Annotated in this window: 17 protein-coding genes; 14 read left to right on the top strand and 3 right to left on the bottom strand. The window is 61.2% G+C overall.

The window, feature by feature from the left end; genetic code table 11:
- Positions 1-67 precede the first annotated feature (67 nt).
- Complete coding sequence (locus P3C29_RS24410; RefSeq protein ID WP_275965676.1) at positions 68-2,164, bottom strand: molybdopterin oxidoreductase family protein; 2,097 nt, start codon at positions 2,162-2,164, stop codon at positions 68-70.
- Between the two features lie 444 nt (positions 2,165-2,608).
- On the opposite strand from P3C29_RS24410, the gene argF reads away from it, so the two are divergent.
- Entirely contained in the window at positions 2,609-3,529 is a 921-nt protein-coding gene (gene argF / locus P3C29_RS24405; protein WP_010170162.1) for an ornithine carbamoyltransferase, read from the top strand.
- The gene (locus tag P3C29_RS24400) at positions 3,526-4,635 is read left to right on the top strand and encodes an ABC transporter ATP-binding protein (protein ID WP_010170164.1); all 1,110 of its coding nucleotides are present in this window, start codon (positions 3,526-3,528) and stop codon (positions 4,633-4,635) included. The genes argF and P3C29_RS24400 overlap by 4 nt, the downstream gene beginning before the upstream one ends.
- A gap of 10 nt (positions 4,636-4,645) precedes the next feature.
- Here P3C29_RS24400 and ybaK read toward each other — a convergent pair whose 3' ends face one another.
- Positions 4,646-5,116 carry a Cys-tRNA(Pro) deacylase gene (gene ybaK / locus P3C29_RS24395; RefSeq protein ID WP_010170166.1) on the bottom strand — a complete coding sequence of 157 codons (471 nt, stop codon included), beginning with the start codon at positions 5,114-5,116 and terminating at the stop codon, positions 4,646-4,648.
- A gap of 360 nt (positions 5,117-5,476) precedes the next feature.
- Between ybaK and P3C29_RS24390 the strand changes: the two genes are divergently transcribed.
- From P3C29_RS24390 to glpD, 4 genes are all read left to right on the top strand, one after another.
- Positions 5,477-6,331, top strand: coding sequence for an MIP/aquaporin family protein (locus tag P3C29_RS24390; RefSeq protein WP_010170168.1), 855 nt, complete (start codon positions 5,477-5,479; stop codon positions 6,329-6,331).
- 80 nt (positions 6,332-6,411) lie between these two features.
- Positions 6,412-7,917: a glycerol kinase GlpK gene (gene glpK, locus P3C29_RS24385; protein WP_003208721.1), complete on the top strand. Its 1,506-nt coding sequence runs from the start codon at positions 6,412-6,414 to the stop codon at positions 7,915-7,917.
- A 94-nt stretch (positions 7,918-8,011) separates the two neighbouring features.
- A complete protein-coding gene (locus tag P3C29_RS24380; RefSeq protein ID WP_003208723.1) occupies positions 8,012-8,767 on the top strand; it encodes a DeoR/GlpR family transcriptional regulator in 756 nt (251 codons plus the stop codon).
- A 173-nt stretch (positions 8,768-8,940) separates the two neighbouring features.
- Positions 8,941-10,479: a glycerol-3-phosphate dehydrogenase gene (gene glpD, locus P3C29_RS24375; RefSeq protein ID WP_275965675.1), complete on the top strand. Its 1,539-nt coding sequence runs from the start codon at positions 8,941-8,943 to the stop codon at positions 10,477-10,479.
- A 48-nt stretch (positions 10,480-10,527) separates the two neighbouring features.
- On the opposite strand, the gene P3C29_RS24370 is transcribed toward glpD, so the two are convergent.
- Entirely contained in the window at positions 10,528-11,250 is a 723-nt protein-coding gene (locus tag P3C29_RS24370; protein ID WP_275965674.1) for a tetratricopeptide repeat protein, read from the bottom strand.
- A gap of 124 nt (positions 11,251-11,374) precedes the next feature.
- Between P3C29_RS24370 and P3C29_RS24365 the strand changes: the two genes are divergently transcribed.
- The 8 genes from P3C29_RS24365 (at position 11,375) to P3C29_RS24330 (ending at position 21,093) form a co-directional block, all read left to right on the top strand.
- A complete protein-coding gene (locus tag P3C29_RS24365; RefSeq protein ID WP_201125256.1) occupies positions 11,375-13,699 on the top strand; it encodes a TonB-dependent siderophore receptor in 2,325 nt (774 codons plus the stop codon).
- 336 nt (positions 13,700-14,035) lie between these two features.
- Positions 14,036-14,962 carry a glutamate/aspartate ABC transporter substrate-binding protein gene (locus P3C29_RS24360; RefSeq protein ID WP_010170177.1) on the top strand — a complete coding sequence of 309 codons (927 nt, stop codon included), beginning with the start codon at positions 14,036-14,038 and terminating at the stop codon, positions 14,960-14,962.
- 195 nt (positions 14,963-15,157) lie between these two features.
- Positions 15,158-15,904, top strand: coding sequence for an amino acid ABC transporter permease (locus P3C29_RS24355; RefSeq protein WP_003208731.1), 747 nt, complete (start codon positions 15,158-15,160; stop codon positions 15,902-15,904).
- Entirely contained in the window at positions 15,904-16,575 is a 672-nt protein-coding gene (locus P3C29_RS24350) for an ABC transporter permease subunit (RefSeq protein ID WP_010170181.1), read from the top strand. The genes P3C29_RS24355 and P3C29_RS24350 overlap by 1 nt, the downstream gene beginning before the upstream one ends.
- Positions 16,572-17,306 carry an amino acid ABC transporter ATP-binding protein gene (locus P3C29_RS24345; RefSeq protein WP_010170183.1) on the top strand — a complete coding sequence of 245 codons (735 nt, stop codon included), beginning with the start codon at positions 16,572-16,574 and terminating at the stop codon, positions 17,304-17,306. The genes P3C29_RS24350 and P3C29_RS24345 overlap by 4 nt, the downstream gene beginning before the upstream one ends.
- Before the next feature lie 200 nt (positions 17,307-17,506).
- Positions 17,507-19,408, top strand: a complete 1,902-nt coding sequence (locus P3C29_RS24340) for a sensor histidine kinase (RefSeq protein ID WP_169386203.1) — start codon at positions 17,507-17,509, stop codon at positions 19,406-19,408.
- Positions 19,405-20,745 (top strand): sigma-54 dependent transcriptional regulator, encoded by a 1,341-nt coding sequence (locus tag P3C29_RS24335; RefSeq protein WP_088422911.1) that lies wholly within the window; start codon positions 19,405-19,407, stop codon positions 20,743-20,745. The genes P3C29_RS24340 and P3C29_RS24335 overlap by 4 nt, the downstream gene beginning before the upstream one ends.
- Before the next feature lie 18 nt (positions 20,746-20,763).
- Positions 20,764-21,093 carry a GlpM family protein gene (locus P3C29_RS24330; protein WP_177324997.1) on the top strand — a complete coding sequence of 110 codons (330 nt, stop codon included), beginning with the start codon at positions 20,764-20,766 and terminating at the stop codon, positions 21,091-21,093.
- Positions 21,094-21,590 lie beyond the last annotated feature (497 nt).

Genomic DNA, 21,590 nt, shown 5'->3' with positions numbered 1-21,590 from the left:
GGTCGGCACGGTGGCGCATTGTAACGCAAACCCCAGCGTGACGCTCGGACTCCCCGACAGACAATCCTTACGCCGCCGCCACCTGCACTGGCACGCCATTCAACGCCGCGTTACCCGACAGCTCATCCAATTGCCGCTCGTCCGTCAGGTCGTTTGCGCTCGCCCCCGGCTGCCCGCTCGCGATGGTCATCTGCACGCCTGGGCGGCCGTGCCCCCAACCGTGAGGCAGGCTGACCACGCCGGGCATCATGTCCAGGCTGGCCAATACCTCCACTTCGATCATGCCGATGCGCGAACTCACGCGCACCCGCTGCCCATCGACAAGCTGACGGTGGGCCAGGTCGTCGGGGTGCATCAGCAACTGGTGACGGGGCTTGCCCTTCACCAGTCGGTGGTAGTTATGCATCCAGGAGTTGTTGCTGCGCACATGGCGACGGCCAATCAGCAGCAACTCATTCACCTCGGGCACCGGTTGCGCGGCAAAACGCGCAAGATCGGCGAGGATCACCGGCGGTGCCGCCTGCAGATGGCCATTGGCGGTTTTCATGCGGCCCGCCAGGTTCGGCTTCAGCGGCCCGAGGTCCAGGCCGTGAGGATGATCCGCCAGCGCGGCAATGGACAACGTATCGCCATAAGGCCCGGCCCGCAGCCCGAAGTCGATCATCTGCGCGGGCGGCATGGTGGGCTTGAGTGCATTACCGGTTTTCGCGGCAAACGCCTGGGCCAGGCCGACGAAGATTTCCCAGTCATGCAATGCACCCTCGGGTTTTGGCAGGATGGCGCGGTTGAAGCGGGTGACATTGCGCACTGCGAACAGGTTGAACGTGGTGTCGTAGTGATCGTTTTCCAGGGCCGAGGTGGACGGCAGGATCAGGTCGGCATAGCGCGTGGTTTCATTGATGTACAGGTCGACACTAACCATGAACTCCAGCCCATCCAGCGCCTGCTCCAGTTGCCGGCCGTTGGGCGTGGACAGCACCGGGTTCCCCGCCACCGTCACCAGGGCGCGGATCTGTCCTTCACCCTCGGTGAGCATTTCTTCAGCCAGCGCCGACACCGGCAACTCGCCACCGTACTCCGGCCGCCCGGAAACCCGGCTCTGCCAGCGATTGAAATGCCCGCCGGAGGTGGAGGCGACAAGGTCGACTGCCGGCGTAGTGCACAGGGCGCCACCCACTCGGTCCAGGTTGCCGGTAACCAGGTTGATCAACTGCACCAGCCAATGGCACAGGGTGCCGAACGCCTGGGTCGACACGCCCATGCGGCCATAACACACCGCCTTGTCAGCCGCAGCGAAGTCCCGCGCCAACTGGCGAATCTGCTCGGCAGGCACCGCGCATTGGCGGCTCATGGCCTCGGCAGTGAACCCGGCCACGGCCTGGCGCACTTCATCCAGGCCGTCGACCGGCAGGTGACTGTCACGGGTCAGGTTCTCGGCGAACAGCGTATTGAGCAAGCCGAACAACAACGCCGCATCGCCACCCGGGCGCACAAACAGATGCTGGTCGGCCATCGCCGCTGTCTCGCTGCGGCGCGGATCAACCACCACCACTTTGCCGCCCCGGGCCTGGATCGCCTTCAGGCGTTTCTCCACGTCGGGTACGGTCATGATGCTGCCGTTGGACGCCAGCGGGTTGCCGCCGAGGATCAGCATGAAATCGGTATGGTCGATGTCCGGGATCGGCAGCAACAGGCCGTGGCCGTACATCAGGTGACTGGTGAGGTGATGGGGCAACTGGTCCACGGAGGTGGCGGAAAACCGATTGCGGGTCTTGAGCTGGCCGAGGAAGTAATTGCTATGGGTCATCAGGCCATAGTTGTGCACGCTAGGATTGCCCTGGTACACCGCCACCGCATTTTGCCCATGGCGTGCCTGGATGCCCGCGAGGCGCTCGGCTACGAGCGCAAAGGCGTCGTCCCACGGGATCGGCTGCCATTCGCTGCCCACCCGCAACATGGGCTGGTGCAGGCGATCCGGGTCGTTCTGGATGTCCTGCAGGGCCACGGCCTTGGGGCAGATATGACCACGACTGAACGTGTCCAGGGGGTCGCCCTTGATCGAGGTGATCGCCAGGCTCCCGTCTTCGCCCTGGGTGGTTTCCAGTGTCAGGCCGCAGATGGCTTCGCACAGATGGCAGGCACGGTGGTGGAGAGTCTTGGTCATGGCCAGTCTCTTTATTGTGGGCTGAGCGCTTCGGACAAAAACTATGGCCCGCCCCAGGCAGCAGCGCCAGCAACGTTCGTCGTGTGAATCCAGCGGCATCAGGCCAGGGCATGAAGAAACATCAGGAAATGTTTCAACGCCCTCCGGCAGCCCGCTGAAACCGACGTACCCTGGCCTGCGCCCGCCCTCGCGCATTGCAATATGAAGTAACGCCAGTGTACAAATGACCCGCTGCTGTCAGTAAACAGGCTTCAAAAGCGCCCTCCCCGCGTCCTTGAACTCCCCTAAAAACTGTAGCCCTATTGGTAAGACGCGACATTTAATTATAAGATCGCGCCTTCCCCTATTTCGTCGCCCCGTGCGGCTTTCGCCGCAGGTCTCGCCCGTTTTCAAAATAAACAAGGCTTTGAGTATCTGCGGTCTGTTGCAAAAAGGTAGTTAATGATGAGCGCAAGGCACTTTCTCTCCCTGATGGATTGCACGCCCGAAGAGCTGGTCAGCGTGCTCCGTCGAGGCATTGAGCTTAAAGACCTGCGTAACCGCGGCGTACTGTTCGAGCCTTTGAAAAACCGCGTGCTCGGGATGATTTTCGAGAAGTCGTCGACCCGCACCCGTGTGTCCTTCGAAGCCGGCATGATCCAGCTCGGCGGCCAGGCTATCTTCCTGTCGCCTCGCGATACCCAACTGGGTCGCGGCGAGCCGATCAGCGACTGCGCGATTGTGATGTCGAGCATGCTGGATGCGGTGATGATCCGTACCTTCGCCCACAGCACCCTGACCGAATTTGCCGCCAACTCCCGCGTGCCTGTGATCAACGGCCTGTCCGATGACCTGCACCCGTGCCAGTTGCTGGCCGACATGCAAACCTTCCTGGAACAGCGCGGCTCGATCCAGGGCAAGACCGTGGCCTGGATCGGTGACGGCAACAACATGTGCAACAGCTATATAGAAGCGGCGATCCAGTTCGACTTCCAATTGCGCGTTGCCTGCCCTGAAGGCTACGAGCCGGATGCACGCTTCCTGGCCCAGGCCGGCGACCGCGTGACCATCGTCCGCGACCCGCGTGAGGCGGTCATCGGCGCGCACCTGGTGAGCACCGACGTGTGGACGTCCATGGGCCAGGAAGAAGAAACCGCCAAGCGCCTCAAGCTGTTCGCCCCGTTCCAGGTGACCCGCGCCCTGCTCGACTTGGCCGCGCCGGACGTGCTGTTCATGCACTGCCTGCCCGCCCACCGCGGCGAAGAAATCAGCCTCGACCTGCTGGATGATCAGCGCTCGGTGGCCTGGGCCCAGGCAGAAAACCGCCTGCACGCACAAAAGGCCTTGCTCGAATTCCTGGTTGCGCCGGCGTACCGCCCTGCATGAGCCAGCCATTACTGCTGAACCTACGCAATCTGGCATGCGGTTATCAGGATCAACGGGTGGTGCAGAACCTCAACCTGCACCTCAACGCTGGCGACATCGGTTGCCTGCTGGGCTCCTCGGGCTGCGGCAAGACCACCACCCTGCGAGCCATTGCCGGGTTTGAGCCGGTGCACGAAGGTGAGATCAGCCTGGCGGGCGAAGTCATTTCCAGCGCCGGTTTCACACTGGCCCCGGAGAAACGTCGCATCGGCATGGTGTTCCAGGACTACGCGCTGTTTCCACACCTCAGCGTGGCCGACAACATCGCCTTCGGCATTCGCAAACACCCGCAAAAAGAGCGTGTGGTCGCCGAACTGCTGGAACTGGTGAACCTGAAGAACCTGGGCAAACGCTTCCCCCACGAACTCTCCGGCGGCCAGCAACAGCGCGTCGCCCTGGCCCGCGCCCTGGCGCCGGAGCCACAACTGTTGCTGCTGGACGAACCCTTCTCCAACCTCGACGGCGAACTGCGGCGCAAGCTCAGCCATGAAGTGCGTGACATCCTCAAGGCGCGGGGCACCAGTGCGATTCTGGTGACCCATGATCAGGAAGAAGCCTTCGCGGTGAGTGACCATGTCGGCGTGTTCAAGGAAGGCCGCCTGGAGCAGTGGGACACGCCCTACAACCTCTACCACGAACCGCTGACGCCCTTTGTCGCCAGCTTTATTGGCCAGGGTTACTTTATTCGCGGGCAATTGAACACGCCGGAATCGGTCACCACGGAACTGGGCGAATTGCGCGGCAACCGTGCCTACACCTGGCCTACTGGCGGCGCCGTGGATGTATTGCTGCGCCCGGACGACATCGTTTATGCGCCGGACAGTGCCTTGAAAGCACGGATTGTCGGCAAGACGTTCCTCGGTGCGTCGACCCTGTATCGCTTGCAGCTGCCGACAGGCGCACAGCTGGAGTCGATCTTTCCCAGCCACGCCGATCACTCGGTCGGTGCCGATGTGGGCATTCGCGTGGCAGCCGAGCACCTGGTGTTGTTCCAGGCCTCGGGCAGCACCGCAGCACAAATCCCTCAGGTTGAGTCAGGCGTTCGCCGCTACAGCACCGCCTCCTGACGTCAACGCATCACGCCCGGCCAATTTCCGCAAACTTGGCCTGGGTGTGTTCGGCCAGCACCGCTGCTGCCAACTCCACTTCGAGCCCCCTTCTCCCCGCACTGATAAAAATCGTCGGAAACGACTGCGCCGTCACATCGACAAAGGTGCGCAAGCGCTTCTTCTGCCCCAACGGGCTGATACCACCGAGCAAATAACCGGTCGCCCGTTGCGCCGCCGCAGGGTCCGCCATCTCGACCTTTTTCACCCCGGCCGCCTGCGCCAACGCTTTTAAATCCAAACTTCCGACGACCGGCACAACGGCCACCAGCAGCTCAGCCTTTTCACTGCTGGCCAGCAGGGTCTTGAACACCTGCGCAGGATCAAGCCCCAATTTTTCCGCGGCCTCCAGACCATAGGAGGCTGCCTTGGGGTCATGTTCGTAACTGTGGATTCGATGTTCGGCGCGAACTTTTTTCAACAGGTCCAATGCGGGCGTCATGCGGGCTCCAGGCTTGGCAAAAAGGTGAAAAAACAGACGGCCAATTCTAGGCCAACACAGGGCAAAAGGCTCTAGTCCGAAGCCCTCTGCCACGCCACCGCGCGGTCCCCACCAGCGTCTCCCATCGCCCACGGCACGATCATTCACCACACCAATAATTACAAAATGACTGATCGTTCACTTTCGACCTTTGACAGGCGTCATTCTTGTCTATATTTTTTCGTTTACGAATACTGTAGGAATAGACCTACGGATTCACAGCAGTAAGCCGCGAACAGGATGGGGATCCTCGCCACGGTGAAAATCGCCGATTGCCCGTTGAGGCAAAACGCCAGACAACAACAAAAACAGAGGTTTTCCATGACAACTGCTCTTCAACAGCCTTCACTTTCAAGTCAATGCATGGCCGAATTCCTCGGCACTGCGTTACTGATCTTCTTCGGTACCGGATGTGTTGCTGCGCTCAAGGTCGCGGGTGCCAGCTTTGGGTTGTGGGAAATCAGTATCATCTGGGGGATCGGCGTCAGCATGGCGATCTACCTGAGCGCCGGTATTTCCGGGGCTCACCTCAATCCGGCCGTCAGTATCGCCCTGTGCATTTTTGCCGATTTCGACAAGCGCAAACTGCCGTTCTACATCATCGCTCAAGTCGCCGGCGCCTTCTGCTCGGCCGCGTTGGTTTACACGCTCTACAGCAACCTGTTTTTCGATTACGAACAAACCCACCACATGATTCGCGGCACCCAGGCCAGCCTGGAACTGGCGTCGGTGTTCTCCACCTATCCCCACCCATTGCTGGGCACGGCCCAGGCGTTCCTGGTGGAAATGGTCATCACTGCGATCCTGATGGGCGTGATCATGGCCCTGACCGACGACAACAACGGCCTGCCCCGTGGCCCGTTGGCGCCACTGCTGATTGGTCTGCTGATCGCCGTGATCGGCAGCGCCATGGGACCGCTGACCGGCTTTGCGATGAACCCGGCGCGTGACTTCGGTCCCAAGCTGATGACCTTTTTCGCCGGTTGGGGTGAAATGGCCTTCACCGGCGGGCGCGACATTCCTTATTTCCTGATTCCGATCTTTGCACCGATTGTCGGTGCCTGCCTCGGTGCAGCAGCGTATCGCGGGCTGATTGCCCGTCACCTGCCAAGCGCCGCACCTGCTACAACGGATGCAACCGAAGCGGCTGCCACCGGCAAAACCCGTACTTCCTGATGCGATAGCCTGGGCCGTACTGCCCTTTTGCGGCCCAGGCTGTTTACTGACTTCCCTATTCTCCGTCCAAGGCAATCGACATGACCGACATTCAGAATAAGAACTACATCATTGCCCTCGATCAGGGCACTACCAGTTCCCGGGCGATCATCTTCGATCGTGACGCCAACGTGGTCTGCACCGCCCAGCGTGAATTCACCCAGCATTACCCGCAAGCCGGCTGGGTCGAACATGACCCGATGGAAATTTTCGCCACCCAGAGCGCGGTGATGGTCGAGGCCCTGGCACAAGCCGGCCTGCACCATGACCAGGTCGCGGCCATCGGCATCACCAACCAGCGTGAAACCACCGTGGTCTGGGACAAAATCACCGGCCGCCCGATCTACAACGCGATCGTCTGGCAATGCCGCCGCAGCACCGAGATCTGCCAGCAGCTCAAGCGCGACGGCCACGAGCAATACATCAACGACACCACCGGCCTGGTCACCGACCCGTACTTCTCCGGCACCAAGCTCAAGTGGATCCTCGACAACGTCGAAGGCAGCCGCGAACGTGCGCGTAACGGCGAGCTGCTGTTCGGCACCATCGACAGCTGGCTGATCTGGAAATTTACCGGCGGCAAAACCCACGTCACCGACTACACCAACGCCTCGCGCACCATGCTCTTCAACATCCACACCCTGGAGTGGGATGCGAAGATGCTGGAGATTCTCGACGTGCCGCGCGAAATGCTGCCGGAAGTGAAGTCCTCCTCGGAAATCTACGGCCGCACCAAAAGCGGCATCGCCATCGGCGGTATCGCCGGTGACCAGCAGGCGGCGCTTTTCGGCCAAATGTGCGTGGAACCGGGCCAGGCGAAAAACACCTACGGCACCGGCTGCTTCCTGCTGATGAACACCGGCGACAAGGCGGTGAAATCCAAGCACGGCATGCTCACCACCATCGCTTGCGGCCCCCGCGGCGAAGTGGCCTACGCCCTGGAAGGCGCCGTGTTCAACGGCGGTTCCACCGTGCAGTGGCTGCGTGACGAGCTGAAGATCATCGCCGACGCCACCGACACCGAATACTTCGCCGGCAAGGTCAAGGACAGCAACGGCGTGTACCTGGTCCCGGCCTTCACCGGCCTGGGTGCTCCTTACTGGGACCCGTATGCCCGTGGCGCGCTGTTCGGCCTGACCCGTGGCGTACGCGTGGACCACATCATTCGTGCTGCCCTGGAGTCGATTGCCTACCAGACCCGCGACGTACTCGACGCCATGCAGCAGGATTCCGGCGAACGCCTCAAATCCCTGCGGGTAGACGGTGGCGCGGTCGCCAACAACTTCCTGATGCAATTCCAGGCCGACATCCTCGGCACCCAGGTTGAACGCCCGCAAATGCGCGAAACCACCGCATTGGGCGCCGCCTACCTGGCCGGCCTGGCGTGCGGCTTCTGGGGCAGCCTGGACGAACTGCGCGGCAAGGCGGTGATCGAGCGTCAATTCGAACCGCAACTGGAAGAAGCGGCGAAGGAAAAACTCTACGCCGGCTGGCAAAAAGCGGTGAGCCGCACCCGCGACTGGGAACCCCACGAAGGCGCTGAATAAGCCAAGCGCCGGACCCACATAGGGTTGCAACTGGCAGGGAGCAGATTCCTGCGTCATCATGGGCCACTTTTTACGGCAGCCCAAAGGACGCACCATGAATCTGCCTCCCCGCCAGCAACAAATCCTCGAACTGGTCCGCGAACGCGGCTATGTGAGTATCGAGGAAATGGCGCAGCTCTTTGTTGTCACCCCGCAAACCATCCGCCGCGATATCAATCAACTGGCGGAAGCCAATCTGTTGCGCCGCTACCACGGCGGCGCAGCCTATGACTCCAGCGTTGAAAACACCGCGTACGCCATGCGTGCCGACCAGATGCGCGACGAGAAACAGCGCATCGGCGAAGCGATTGCCGCGCAAATCCCCGATCACGCCTCGCTGTTTATCAACATCGGTACCACCACCGAATCGATCGCTCGTGCGCTGCTTAACCACAGCCACCTGAAAATCATCACCAATAACCTCAACGTCGCCATGATGCTGAGTGCCAAAGACGACTTCGACGTACTCCTGACCGGCGGCAACGTACGCCGTGACGGCGGCGTGGTGGGCCAGGCCAGCGTCGACTTTATCAACCAGTTCAAGGTCGATTTCGCCCTGGTAGGCATCAGCGGTATTGATGAAGACGGCAGCCTTTTGGACTTCGATTATCAGGAAGTTCGGGTTTCCCAGGCGATCATTGCCAATGCGCGCAAGGTGATCCTGGCCGCGGACTCCAGCAAATTCGGGCGCAACGCCATGATTCGCTTGGGACCGATCAGTTTGATTGATTGTTTAGTCACCGATCAGCAGCCGGTTCCGGCGCTGGTGCAACTGTTGAATCAGCACAAGATTCGGCTGGAAGTGGTGTAAGCCCAAACAGGGGGTGCCCTGCCCCCTGATGTTCACAAATTTTCCTTTATTCGCCCTTCGATCAGTATTTTCAATCGAAACGGACTGGCTGTGCCCGCGTTTATGAGCTACCATTTTCGCAAATGAACATTTATGTTCGAATTCCAATACGAAAAAGATTGCGAGGCCAGCCGATGAACCCTTCTACCTTGCCTGCCCCACCGCTTGCTGAAGTCTATGACGTCGCCGTTATCGGTGGCGGGATCAATGGCGTCGGCATCGCAGCAGACGCAGCCGGGCGCGGTTTGTCGGTATTCCTTTGCGAAAAGGACGACCTGGCCAGCCACACGTCCTCCGCCAGCAGCAAGCTGATCCACGGCGGCCTGCGCTACCTGGAACATTACGAGTTCCGCCTGGTGCGCGAAGCCCTGGCTGAACGTGAAGTGCTGTTGGCCAAGGCCCCGCACATCGTCAAGCAAATGCGTTTTGTATTGCCGCACCGCCCGCACCTGCGCCCGGCGTGGATGATTCGCGCCGGCCTGTTCCTCTATGACCACCTGGGCAAGCGGGAAAAACTCGAAGGCTCCAAGAGCCTCAAGTTCGGCCCCGACAGCCCGCTGAAAAGCGAAATCACCAAAGGCTTCGAATACTCCGACTGCTGGGTCGACGACGCCCGCCTTGTAGTACTCAACGCCATGGCCGCGCGGGAAAAGGGTGCGCATATCCACACCCAGACCCGTTGCGTCAGCGCACACCGCAGTAAAGGCCTGTGGGAAATGAACATGGAGCGCGCCGATGGCAGCCTGTTCTCGATCCGTGCCCGCGCGCTGGTAAACGCCGCCGGCCCATGGGTGGCCAAGTTCATCAAGGATGACTTGAAGCTGGACTCGCCCTACGGCATCCGCCTGATTCAGGGCAGCCACCTGATCGTGCCGAAGCTGTATGAAGGCGCCCACGCGCACATCCTGCAGAACGAAGACCAGCGCATCGTCTTCACCATTCCGTACCTGAATCACCTGACCATCATCGGCACCACCGACCGCGAATACACCGGCGACCCGGCGAAAGTGGCGATTACCGAAGGTGAAACCGACTACATGCTCAACGTGGTCAACGCGCACTTCAAGAAACAGCTGAGCCGCGATGACATCGTGCACACCTATTCCGGCGTGCGTCCGCTGTGCAACGACGAGTCCGACAACCCGTCAGCCGTGACCCGCGACTACACCCTGGCGCTGTCGGGCACCTCGGGCGAGGCGCCGCTGCTGTCGGTGTTCGGCGGCAAGCTGACCACCTACCGCAAGCTGGCCGAATCGGCGATGGCACAACTGGCGCCGTACTTCACCCAGATGCGCCCAAGCTGGACTGCCACGGCCACCCTGCCCGGTGGCGAAAACATGAGCACGCCAGAAGCCCTGGCCGATGCAATCCGCAGCAAATACGACTGGGTGCCGAGCGAGATTGCCCGTCGCTGGTCCACCACTTATGGCAGCCGCACCTGGCGCCTGCTGGAAGGCGTGCAATCGCTGGCCGACATGGGCGACCACCTCGGTGGCGGCCTGTACACCCGCGAAGTCGATTACCTGTGCGCCGAAGAATGGGCCACGCACCCCCAGGACATTCTGTGGCGCCGCAGCAAGCTGGGCTTGTTCACCACGCCGGAAGAACAGGAAAACGTGCAGCGTTACCTGTCCAAGGTTGAGCACAATCGCGGCAAGATCGAAGCCGCCTGATCAGCCCGCCGTAAAAAAGCCCCTGCACCGAAAGGTCCAGGGGCTTTTTCATGCCTGCAGATGGCGCTGATAGCGCAGGCCCATTTCACGAATCCCGGCGAGGGCAGAGCCCACCAACACCGGATACGCCGCCTGCAGAAAGCCCGGCGTAGCTGTTGTGAGCGCCCGCTCCAGCCATAGGCAGGCCTGCGCTTCGTCTCCGTCTTCGGCCAGCTCCGAGGCATGGTTGTATTGCCCACGGAAATCCCCGGCCTCGGCCGAGCGCCGGTACCACTGCCTCGCCAGTTGAACATCCTTGGGCACCACAACGCCCTCGTGGTGGAACCGCCCCAACAGGTTCATCGACTTGGCGTGCCCGTTGCCCGCAGCCCGAGCGAACAGCTCATAGGCCGCAACAAGGTCTCGCTCCACGCCCCGACCGCGTGTCAGCAATTGCCCGTAGTTGTACATGCCCCAATCCAGTCCCAGGTCGGCAGCCTTGCGGTAATGCAACTCGCTGTCTTCCAGGTCGACTGTGCAGCCCCAGCCATTCTCCAGGCAGCGCCCGATCATGTTGATCGCCATGGGGTGGCGCTGCCGTGCAGCGATGCGAAACCAGCTCAGCGCCAGCGCCTCATCTTTCTGCACGCCGCGACCGTCAAGCAGCAGCTGGGCCAGGGTCGCCTGTGCGTCGGCATCACCCAGTTGAGCGGCATGCATCACCCACCGCACATAGGCACGCGGGTTATCACCGATATCAGACGGCTCACTGCCTGGCTGCGCACTTTGCATGACTGCCCCGTGTGGCGATCAAGGACCGCAAAAGTTTCATGAATTATTTGGTTACAAAGTATTACATTTGAGATCGTTTATCAATTACGATCGCATCTCACTAACACCAACAAGAGACTACTCAATGGCTACCGGGATCAGTTCTGCCCCCCTTTCATCGCGGCATATGCTCGCGTCGGCAGTGGGCTTGGCAGTGGCTGCGCAGGGAGGATTCAGTTACGCGGCGGAGCCCGCACCAGAGGACAACACAGGGGTCATTCAGCTCGGCGCGACCAGCATCGAAGGCCAGGCCCCGAGCCAGAGCGTCTACAACCCTGTGGCTCCGTCTTCCCCCAAGTACACCGAGGCGCTGCGCGACACGCCGCAGACCATTACGGTGGTGCCCAAGGAAGTCATTCATGACCAGAACCTGCTGACCCTGCGCGACGTGCTCAGCACCGTGCCCGGCATCACCTTCGGTGCCGGCGAAGGTGGCAGCGGGTATGGCGACAGCATCAACCTGCGCGGGTTTTCCGCCAGCGGCGACATCTACGTGGACGGCGTGCGCGACAGCGCGCAGTACAGCCGCACCGACCCGTTCAACCTGGAACAGGTCGAAGTCGTCAGCGGCGCCAGTTCGGTGTATTCCGGTTCCGGTGCGGTCGGCGGCACCATCAACCTGGTGAGCAAGCAGCCAGAATTACGCGACAAAACCACCATCAGTGCCGGCATCGGCACCGATAACTACAAGCGCACCACCCTGGACACCAACCAGACGCTCAACGACACCACCGCGTTCCGCCTGAACCTGATGGCCCATGGTAACGATGTGCCAGGCCGCGATTATGAAGATTACTCACGCTGGGGCATTGCACCCTCCATCGCATTTGGCCTGGGCACGCCGACACGCGTGACCGTCAGCTACGAGCACCAGAAAGACGACAACACACCGCAATACGGCATCCCCATCTACAACGGCAAACCCATGCCGGGCGTGGGCTGGAGCGATTTCTACGGCTACCACAACATCAATGACCAGCAGATCACTTCGGATTCGTTCAGCCTGAAGCTCGAACACGACTTCAACGACGCCGTGTCGGTGCGCAACTTCACCCGTGTCGAGCGGGTTCGCCAGGACCTGCGCGCCTCCGGCCCCGAAGGTGCACAGGCCGGCTGCCTGGCCAGCGGCACCCAGATCACGGGCGCGCCGTGCGCCGCGGGCCTGCAACCAGGCTATTTCCAGCCAAGCGGCGGCTCACTGGGCAACGAGCGCAACACCCAGAACAAGATGTTCACCAACCAGACCGACGTCACCAGCCACTTCAGCACCGGGTTTGTCGACCACACGCTGGTGACCGGGATTGCCATCAGCCGCGAGGAATACGAGGCGGATACCGGAAAGTGGCTGACCAACGCCAACGGCAGCACGATAATCCCGCCACCGGTCAGCTACAGCGATCCGAATTCCGAATGGACCGGCCCGGTCAACTTCACCCGGGCGGCCCACGTCGATGGCGCGCTGAACAACCGCGCCGCCTATGCCTTCGACACGCTCAAGCTCAGCCCGCAATGGGAAATCAACGGCGGCTTGCGTTACGAGCACAACGCCGGCAGTTCGGTGACCAATGCTTACTCCAGCACCGGAGTGGAGACGCCCGGCACCCGCTACGGCCAAGCGGATGACCTGACATCCTACCGCCTGGCGCTGGTCTACAAACCGGCGGAAAACGGCAGCGTCTATATCGCCTACGGCAACAGCAAGACGCCGTCACAAGCCAGCGTCAATGGCGGTTGCTACACCCCGGCCAAAAGCTCAGGCATCGCCACCAACAACTGCAACGTCGCCCCGGAAACCGCCGTCAGCTATGAGATCGGCACCAAGTGGGACTTCTTCGACAATGCCTTGTCGGTCACCGGCGCGATCTTCCGCAATGACCGCACCAACTACAAAGTCGCCGATAACGACCCAACCAACCTGAGCGGCACTCAATCCCTCGACGGCAAAGCGCGTGCAGATGGCGTCGCACTGGGCCTGAGCGGCGCGATAACCGACCGCTGGAAGGTGTTCGCCAATTACACCTACCTGGACACCCGCGTATTGCGCAGTGCCAGCGACTACACCCTGGCAACCACCGGTTTCGACGCGCAGAAAGGCGAGCCGCTGCCGTTCACGCCCAAACATGCGGCCAGTCTCTGGACGGTGTACGACCTGCCCTACGACTTCCAGGTGGGCTACGGCATCACCGCGCAGAGCAAACAGTACCTGGTCAGCGCCGCCGGGGCACCGACTGCGCCGGGCTACGCGGTGCAACGTGCGATGCTCGGCTACAAGGTCAACAAACAGTTGAACCTGCAGTTGAACATCAACAACCTGTTCGACAAGGAGTACCTGACCCGCATCCGTAACAACGGCTGGGCGGTGCCTGGCGATGGCCGTGCAGCGGTGGTGTCGGCCGACTACACGTTCTGACAGCGCCCCACCAAAAAAGCCCCGGGCCCCACACTCCCGGGGCTTTTTCATGGGCGATACCGGCGTGTTCCGCCATTCGGTTTTCCGAACGCCATGCCTCCGGCTATTCGGTTTGCCGGACCTCACCTGCCTAAAAAACTCGTCACATAAACTTAATCGCCATATAAATCATGCAGTTAACCTTTTATTCCTGGTCTGGCACGACTCATGCTCTACACTCGTAGGCGATTGCCTGAGGCGCCTCAGGAGCCGTCTCAGGCTTTCGCAGTACTGTTTATATAAAAACGTGGCCGTCCAACCGGTCTCATAAAAAAAACAAATGTCGAGGAAGTATTGATGCGTATCGTTCCCCATATTTTGGGCGCAGCTATCGCTGCTGCTCTGATCAGCACTCCAGTTTTCGCCGCCGAGCTCACCGGCACGCTGAAGAAAATCAACGACTCCGGCACCATCACTCTCGCTCACCGCGACAGCTCCATTCCGTTTTCCTACATCGCGGATGGTTCGGGCAAACCCGTGGGCTACTCCCACGACATTCAGCTGGCTATCGTTGAAGCCCTGAAAAAAGACCTGAACAAACCCGACCTGAAGACCAAGTACAACCTGGTCACCTCGCAAACTCGTATCCCGTTGATCCAGAACGGCACCGCGGACATCGAGTGCGGCTCCACCACCAACAACGCCGAACGCGCCCAGCAAGTCGACTTCACCGTCAACATCTTCGAAATCGGCACCCGCCTCCTGGTCAAGAAAGACAAGGATGGCAAGCCGTCCTACAGCGATTTCGCTGACCTGAAAGGCAAGAACGTCGTGACCACCGCGGGCACCACGTCCGAGCGCATCATCAAGGCGATGAACGCTGACAAGCAGATGGGCATGAACGTCATCTCCGCCAAGGACCACGGCGAATCCTTCCAGATGCTGGAAAGCGGCCGCGCCGTTGCCTTCATGATGGACGACGCCCTGCTGGCCGGTGAAGAAGCCAAGGCCAAGAAGCCGGATGACTGGGTAATCACCGGTACTCCACAGTCCTTCGAAGCCTACGCCTGCATGGTTCGTAAAGACGACCCGGCCTTCAAGAAAGCCGTGGATGACGCGATTGTCGGCCTGTACAAATCCGGCGAGATCAACAAGATCTACAGCAAGTGGTTTGAAAGCCCGATTCCACCTAAAGGCCTGAACCTGAACTTCCCGATGAGCGACAAGGTGAAGGACCTGATCGCCACTCCGAGCGACAAGCCAGCGCCTGACGTAAAAATCTGATACCTGACTAAGCTTATGTCCTGAGGGAGCCAACATTCCCTCAGGCGTCTGTTACTACCTGCTGGCTTTTATTTTGGAACACTCGACCTGGCGGTTTTCGAGCCGATCGCGTGTGCCTGGCGTTCACCGCCGGGCGGGAAAGGATCTTCCCCAAGCGGGTGCTTGTACATCGATCGATCTCGAGGGGAGACCCTAATGAATTACAACTGGGACTGGGGCGTGTTCTTCAAGTCCACCGGCGTGGGCAGCGAGACTTATCTCGACTGGTACATCGCCGGCTTGGGCTGGACCATTGCCATCGCCGTCGTGGCATGGATTATCGCCTTGCTGCTGGGGTCCATTCTGGGCGTCATGCGCACCGTGCCAAACCGCATCGTATCGGGCATCGCGACCTGCTACGTGGAACTGTTTCGCAACGTACCGCTGCTGGTTCAGCTGTTCATCTGGTATTTCCTGATACCCGACCTGCTGCCGCAGAACCTGCAAGACTGGTACAAACAAGACCTCAACCCGACCACCTCGGCCTACCTGAGCGTTGTCGTGTGCCTGGGCCTGTTCACCGCCGCCCGTGTGTGCGAACAAGTGCGCACCGGCATCCAGGCGTTGCCACGTGGCCAGGAATCCGCCGCACGCGCCATGGGCTTCAAGCTGCCGCAGATCTACTGGAACGTGCTGCTGCCCCAGGCCTACCGGATCATCATTCCACCGCTTACCTCGGAATTCCTCAACGTCTTCAAGAACTCCTCCGTGGCGTCCCTGATCGGCTTGATGGAATTGCTGGCGCAAACCAAACAGACCGCCGAGTTCTCGGCCAACCTGTTTGAGGCCTTCACCCTGGCCACGCTGATCTACTTCACCCTGAACATGAGCCTGATGCTGCTGATGCGCGTGGTCGAGAAGAAAGTCGCCGTGCCCGGCCTGATCTCCGTGGGGGGTAAATAATGGACTTCGATTTCAGCGGCATCATCCCCGCCATCCCGGGCCTGTGGAACGGCATGGTCATGACCTTGCAGTTGATGGTCATGGGCGTGGTCGGCGGCATCGTCCTGGGTACAATCCTCGCGCTGATGCGCCTGTCGTCCAGCAAACTGCTGTCACGCCTGGCCGGCGCCTACGTGAACTACTTCCGCTCGATCCCGCTGCTGTTGGTGATCACCTGGTTCTACCTGGCGGTGCCGTTCGTGCTGCGCTGGATCACCGGCGAAGACACCCCGATCGGTGCGTTCACCTCCTGCGTCGTGGCCTTCATGATGTTCGAGGCCGCGTACTTCTGTGAAATCGTGCGGGCCGGCGTGCAGTCGATCCCCAAGGGCCAGATGGCCGCCGCACAAGCGATGGGCATGACCTACGGCCAGACCATGCGCCTGATCATCCTGCCCCAGGCGTTCCGCAAGATGACCCCGTTGCTGCTGCAACAGTCGATCATCCTGTTCCAGGACACCTCGCTGGTCTACACCGTGGGCCTGGTGGACTTCCTCAACTCCGCCCGCTCCAACGGCGACATCATTGGCCGCTCCAATGAGTTCCTGATCTTCGCCGGTGTCGTCTACTTCATCATCAGCTTTTCCGCCTCGCTGCTGGTCAAGCGTCTGCAAAAAAGGTTTGCCGTATGATCTCTATCAAGAATATCAACAAGTGGTATGGCGACTTCCAGGTGCTGACCGACTGCAGCACCGAGGTTAAAAAAGGCGAAGTGATCGTGGTGTGCGGGCCGTCCGGCTCGGGCAAGTCCACCCTGATCAAGTGCGTCAACGCCCTGGAGCCGTTCCAGAAAGGCGACGTGGTCGTCGATGGCACCTCCATCGCCGACCCGAAGACCAACCTGCCGAAACTGCGCTCGCGCGTTGGCATGGTGTTCCAGCACTTCGAGCTCTTTCCGCACCTGACCATCACCGAAAACCTGACCATCGCGCAGATCAAGGTGTTGGGCCGCAGCAAGGAAGAAGCCACCAAGAAGGGCCTGCAACTGCTGGAGCGCGTCGGTCTGTCGGCCCACGCCCACAAGCACCCGGGCCAGCTTTCCGGCGGCCAGCAACAGCGTGTGGCGATTGCCCGTGCGCTGGCCATGGACCCGATCGTCATGCTGTTCGACGAACCGACCTCGGCCCTCGACCCGGAAATGGTCAACGAAGTACTCGACGTGATGGTGCAACTGGCCCACGAAGGCATGACCATGATGTGCGTGACCCACGAAATGGGTTTCGCCCGCAAGGTAGCCGACCGGGTGATCTTCATGGACGCCGGCAAGATCATCGAAGACTGCCCGAAAGAGGAGTTCTTCGGCGACATCAGCGCCCGCTCCGAGCGTGCGCAGCACTTCCTTGAGAAAATCCTGCAGCACTAAAAGCACCACTGCTCCCCAGTGAAAACCGGGTTTGTGTGGGAGCAGGCTTGTGTGGGAGCTGGCTTGCCTGCGATTGCATCACCTCGGTGTAACTGACACATCGAGGCGCCTGCATCGCGGGCAAGCCCGGCTCCCACACAAGCCTGCTCCCACACGGGACCGCGCAAGCTGGCAGCTCTGGTTGACCCAAGGCATCTGTGATGAAATGCGACCCCAACCTCTTTCGCGCCGCGCCGCCATCACTTGCCGTGAAGCCTCGTCTGATTCGCCAATTGTTCCTGCCGCCGCTGATCATCGCCCTGATGATCGGACTGGGTTACGTCGGCTTCTGGATCAGCGAGTTCTATGGGATCCGCACCCTCACCGACACCGGCGAACGCCAGCTGGAATTGCACGCCCGCACCGTCGAGAGCGAACTCAGCAAATACACCTACCTGCCCAGCCTCCTGGAGCTGGAATCCAGCGTCTCCAGGCTCTTGGCCGACCCGAATCAGGAAACCCGCAAAACCGTCAACGACTACCTCGAAGGCCTGAACCGGCGCAGTCGCAGCCGGGCGATCTACGTGATGGATACCACCGGCCGTGTGCTGGCCACCAGTAACTGGCGCGACGCCGACAGTTACCAGGGTGAAGACCTGTCCTTCCGTGCCTATTTCCAGAATGCCGTGCGCGGCCAGCCCGGCCGGTTCTACGGCATCGGCAGCACCAACGGCGAACCCGGCTATTACCTGGCCCATGGCCTGGAAGAACACGGCAAGATCATCGGCGTGGCCGTGGTCAAGGTGCGCCTCGAAGCGCTGGAAGAACGCTGGCAGCGGGCGCGCCTGGAGGCCTTCGTCAGTGACGAGAACGGCATCATCATTCTCTCCAGCGACCCGGCCCGTCGCCTCAAGTCCGTGCGCCCCCTGAGCGATGACACCAAGGACCGCCTCGCCCACAGCCTTCAATACTACTGGGCGACACTCAACGAGCTGGAACCCCTGGCCCGCGAGCGCCTCAACGAAGGCACCGAGAAGCTGACCTTCCCGGCCAACAGCGAAGTGGTGGCAGACGAACATGAGGTGAGCTACCTGGCCCAGACCCGCCCGCTGAATGACACCCCCTGGAACTTCACCCTGCTGACTCCGCTGAATGACCTGCGCCGGGCCGCCATCAACCAGGGCATCCTGGTGGCCGTGGCCTTCGCCCTGGTGGCGTTTTTGCTGATCGCCTGGAACGAGCGGCGCAAGGTGATTGCCACCCGCCTCGCCGCCCGGGAAGCCTTGCAGGAAGCCAACAACCAGCTGGAACGACGGATTGCCGAACGCACCACCGACCTGCGAGCCAGCAACGAACGGCTCAAGAGCCAGATTCGCGAGCGGCGCCAGGCCGAGGAAACCTTGCGCCGGGCCCAGGACGAACTGGTACAGGCCGGCAAACTCGCCGCCATCGGCCAGATGTCCACCAGCATCGCCCACGAATTGAACCAGCCGCTGGCCGCGTTGCGCACCCTGTCGGGCAACACCGTGCGCTTCCTGGAGCGTGGCGCCCTGGACACCGCCAGTGCCAACCTCAAGACCATCAACGAACTGATCGACCGCATGGGCCGCATCACCGCCAGCCTGCGCTCCTTTGCCCGGCGCGGCGACGACCAGGGTGAAGCCAGCCTGGGCAAGGCGGTGGACGCCACGTTCCAGATCCTCGGCAGCCGCCTGGAGACCCTGCCACTGACGGTGCATCGCCACTTCAGCAGTGCGCAGTTGCAGATCGACCAGACGCGCCTGGAGCAGATCCTGGTCAACCTGATCGGCAACGCCCTGGACGCGATGCAGGCGCAACCGGCCCCCGAGCTGTGGCTGGAAGGCGATACCGTCGACGGCAAATACCGCCTGCAGGTGCGCGACAACGGCCACGGCATTGACCCCGAGGCCCGCAAGCATTTGTTCGAACCGTTCTTTACCACCAAACCCGGCGAACAAGGCCTGGGCCTGGGCCTGACACTCTCGGCCAGCCTCGCGGCCGCCACCGGCGGCAACCTCGCTGTCGAGCACCCGGCCAGCGGTGGTACTGCCTTTGTCCTGAGTTTGCCGCTGGTGAACCCTCAACAAGTCGAGTCGAAATGAACGCAGAAAAAACCACCGACCTGACCGTCCTGATCGTCGAAGACGACCCCCATGTATTGCTCGGCTGCCAGCAAGCCCTGGCCCTGGAAGACATTCCCAGCGTGGGCGTGGCCAGCGCCGAAGAGGCCCTGACCCGGGTCGGTGAAAACTTCGCCGGGATCGTCATCAGCGATATCCGCCTGCCGGGCATCGACGGCCTGGAGCTGCTGACCCGGCTCAAAGCCCTGGATAAAAGCCTGCCGGTGGTGCTGATCACCGGCCACGGCGACATCTCCATGGCCGTGGGCGCGATGCGCAACGGCGCCTATGACTTCATGGAGAAACCCTTCTCCCCCGAGCGCCTGGTGGACGTCGCCCGCCGCGCCCTGGAACAACGCGGCCTGGCCCGGGAAGTCTGGTCGCTGCGCCGGCAACTGGCCGAGCGCGATTCCCTGGAAGGCCGGATCATCGGCCGCTCCCCCGCCATGCAAAACCTGCGGGAACTGATCGCCAACGTCGCCGACACCTCGGCCAACGTATTGATCGAAGGCGAGACCGGCACCGGCAAGGAACTGGTCGCCCGCTGCCTGCACGATTTCAGCCGCCGGCATTCCCACCAGTTCGTCGCCTTGAACTGCGGCGGCCTGCCGGAAAACCTGTTCGAAAGCGAAATCTTCGGCCACGAGGCCAACGCGTTTACCGGCGCCGGCAAACGCCGCATCGGCAAGATCGAACACGCCCACGAAGGCACGCTGTTCCTCGACGAAGTGGAAAGCATGCCGATGAACCTGCAGATCAAGCTGCTGCGGGTGTTGCAGGAACGCACCCTGGAACGCCTGGGCTCGAACCAGAGCGTGGCGGTGGATTGCCGGGTGATCGCCGCCACCAAGTCCGACCTCGACGACCTGAGCCGCGCCAACCAGTTTCGCAGCGACCTGTACTACCGCCTCAACGTGGTGACCCTGGAACTGCCGCCACTGCGGGAACGCCGTGAAGACATCCTGCAGTTGTTCGAACACTTCCTGCAGCAGTCGTCCCTGCGTTTCGACCGCACCGCACCGGACCTCGACAACCAGACCCTGTCCAACCTCATGAGCCACGACTGGCCGGGCAACGTGCGTGAACTGCGCAACGTCGCCGAGCGCTTTGCCCTGGGCTTGCCGGCGTTCAAAAAGAGCGGCGCCAGCAGTGGCAACCACGGCCTGGCGTTCACCGAAGCGGTGGAAGCCTTCGAGCGCAACCTGCTCAACGACGCCTTGCAACGCAGCGGCGGCAACCTGACCCAGGCCAGCCAGGAACTGGGGATGGCCAAGACCACGCTGTTCGACAAGGTCAAGAAATACGGGCTGAGCCACTAGGAGCGCATTGTGGATTTATTGCTGAAGGCCGCATTGGGCGCGGGGGTCGTGCTGATCCTGGCGGCGTTGGCCAAGACCAGGAACTATTACATCGCCGGCTTGGTGCCGCTGTTTCCGACGTTCGCGCTGATCGCGCATTACATCGTCGGCAAGGGCCGTTCGGTGGAGGATTTGAAGACCACCATCGTGTTCGGGATGTGGTCGATCATTCCGTACTTTGTGTACCTGGCGACGTTGTATGTGATGGTCGACCGGATGCGGCTGGAGGCTTCGCTGGCTGTGGCGGCAGTGGCGTGGTTGATGGCGGCTACGGTGTTGGTCAGCGTGTGGGTTCGCGTACACGCCTGACATACGCTTATCAAAAATGTGGAGCTGGGTGGGTGTGTTTATCCGTTATTCAGGTAACGGCCGCCTATGGTTCCGCTCTTACAGCGGCTCACTTTTGAACAGCGCAAAAGTAAGCAAAACGCTCTTGCCCCACCACTCGGCACCTCGCTCAGGCTCGGTGTGCCCTCTCTCCGGTACTACTCCGCGGGCCGCCGCGACGGGGCGTCCCTGCCCCGTCGCGGCTAAACCGGCGTCCTGCCGGTTTACCCGCTCCGTACTACCTGCGTTCGGCCAGCGTGGTTTAACGGGGCGCCTAAGATCAAGATCAAAAGCAGATCAACAGCACAGCGGCCTACAGGCCGGCTTGAGTGGTGTGAAGCAAAGGCAAAATCAAAATCAAAAGCCAGAGCGGGCACGGTCCAACTGTAGGAGCTGGCTTGCCTGCGATGGCCTCGCCTCGGTGCATCTGAAAAACCGAGTTGTCTGCATCGCAGGCAAGCCAGCTCCCACAGAAAAGC

Source organism: Pseudomonas sp. 1912-s (assembly GCF_029269205.1).
GTDB lineage: Bacteria > Pseudomonadota > Gammaproteobacteria > Pseudomonadales > Pseudomonadaceae > Aquipseudomonas.
The sequence above is the reverse complement of the archived record's forward strand: the minus strand, read 5'-3'. Positions and strand labels throughout refer to the sequence as shown.

Excerpts from the sequence above, each read along its gene's own strand:
- P3C29_RS24410 (WP_275965676.1), bottom strand. The coding sequence starts at position 2,164 with ATGACCAAGACTCTCCACCACCGTGCCTGCCATCTGTGCGAAGCCATC.
- argF (WP_010170162.1), top strand. The coding sequence starts at position 2,609 with ATGAGCGCAAGGCACTTTCTCTCCCTGATGGATTGCACGCCCGAAGAG.
- P3C29_RS24400 (WP_010170164.1), top strand. The coding sequence starts at position 3,526 with ATGAGCCAGCCATTACTGCTGAACCTACGCAATCTGGCATGCGGTTAT.
- ybaK (WP_010170166.1), bottom strand. The coding sequence starts at position 5,116 with ATGACGCCCGCATTGGACCTGTTGAAAAAAGTTCGCGCCGAACATCGA.
- P3C29_RS24390 (WP_010170168.1), top strand. The coding sequence starts at position 5,477 with ATGACAACTGCTCTTCAACAGCCTTCACTTTCAAGTCAATGCATGGCC.
- glpK (WP_003208721.1), top strand. The coding sequence starts at position 6,412 with ATGACCGACATTCAGAATAAGAACTACATCATTGCCCTCGATCAGGGC.
- P3C29_RS24380 (WP_003208723.1), top strand. The coding sequence starts at position 8,012 with ATGAATCTGCCTCCCCGCCAGCAACAAATCCTCGAACTGGTCCGCGAA.
- glpD (WP_275965675.1), top strand. The coding sequence starts at position 8,941 with ATGAACCCTTCTACCTTGCCTGCCCCACCGCTTGCTGAAGTCTATGAC.
- P3C29_RS24370 (WP_275965674.1), bottom strand. The coding sequence starts at position 11,250 with ATGCAAAGTGCGCAGCCAGGCAGTGAGCCGTCTGATATCGGTGATAAC.
- P3C29_RS24365 (WP_201125256.1), top strand. The coding sequence starts at position 11,375 with ATGGCTACCGGGATCAGTTCTGCCCCCCTTTCATCGCGGCATATGCTC.
- P3C29_RS24360 (WP_010170177.1), top strand. The coding sequence starts at position 14,036 with ATGCGTATCGTTCCCCATATTTTGGGCGCAGCTATCGCTGCTGCTCTG.
- P3C29_RS24355 (WP_003208731.1), top strand. The coding sequence starts at position 15,158 with ATGAATTACAACTGGGACTGGGGCGTGTTCTTCAAGTCCACCGGCGTG.
- P3C29_RS24350 (WP_010170181.1), top strand. The coding sequence starts at position 15,904 with ATGGACTTCGATTTCAGCGGCATCATCCCCGCCATCCCGGGCCTGTGG.
- P3C29_RS24345 (WP_010170183.1), top strand. The coding sequence starts at position 16,572 with ATGATCTCTATCAAGAATATCAACAAGTGGTATGGCGACTTCCAGGTG.
- P3C29_RS24340 (WP_169386203.1), top strand. The coding sequence starts at position 17,507 with ATGAAATGCGACCCCAACCTCTTTCGCGCCGCGCCGCCATCACTTGCC.
- P3C29_RS24335 (WP_088422911.1), top strand. The coding sequence starts at position 19,405 with ATGAACGCAGAAAAAACCACCGACCTGACCGTCCTGATCGTCGAAGAC.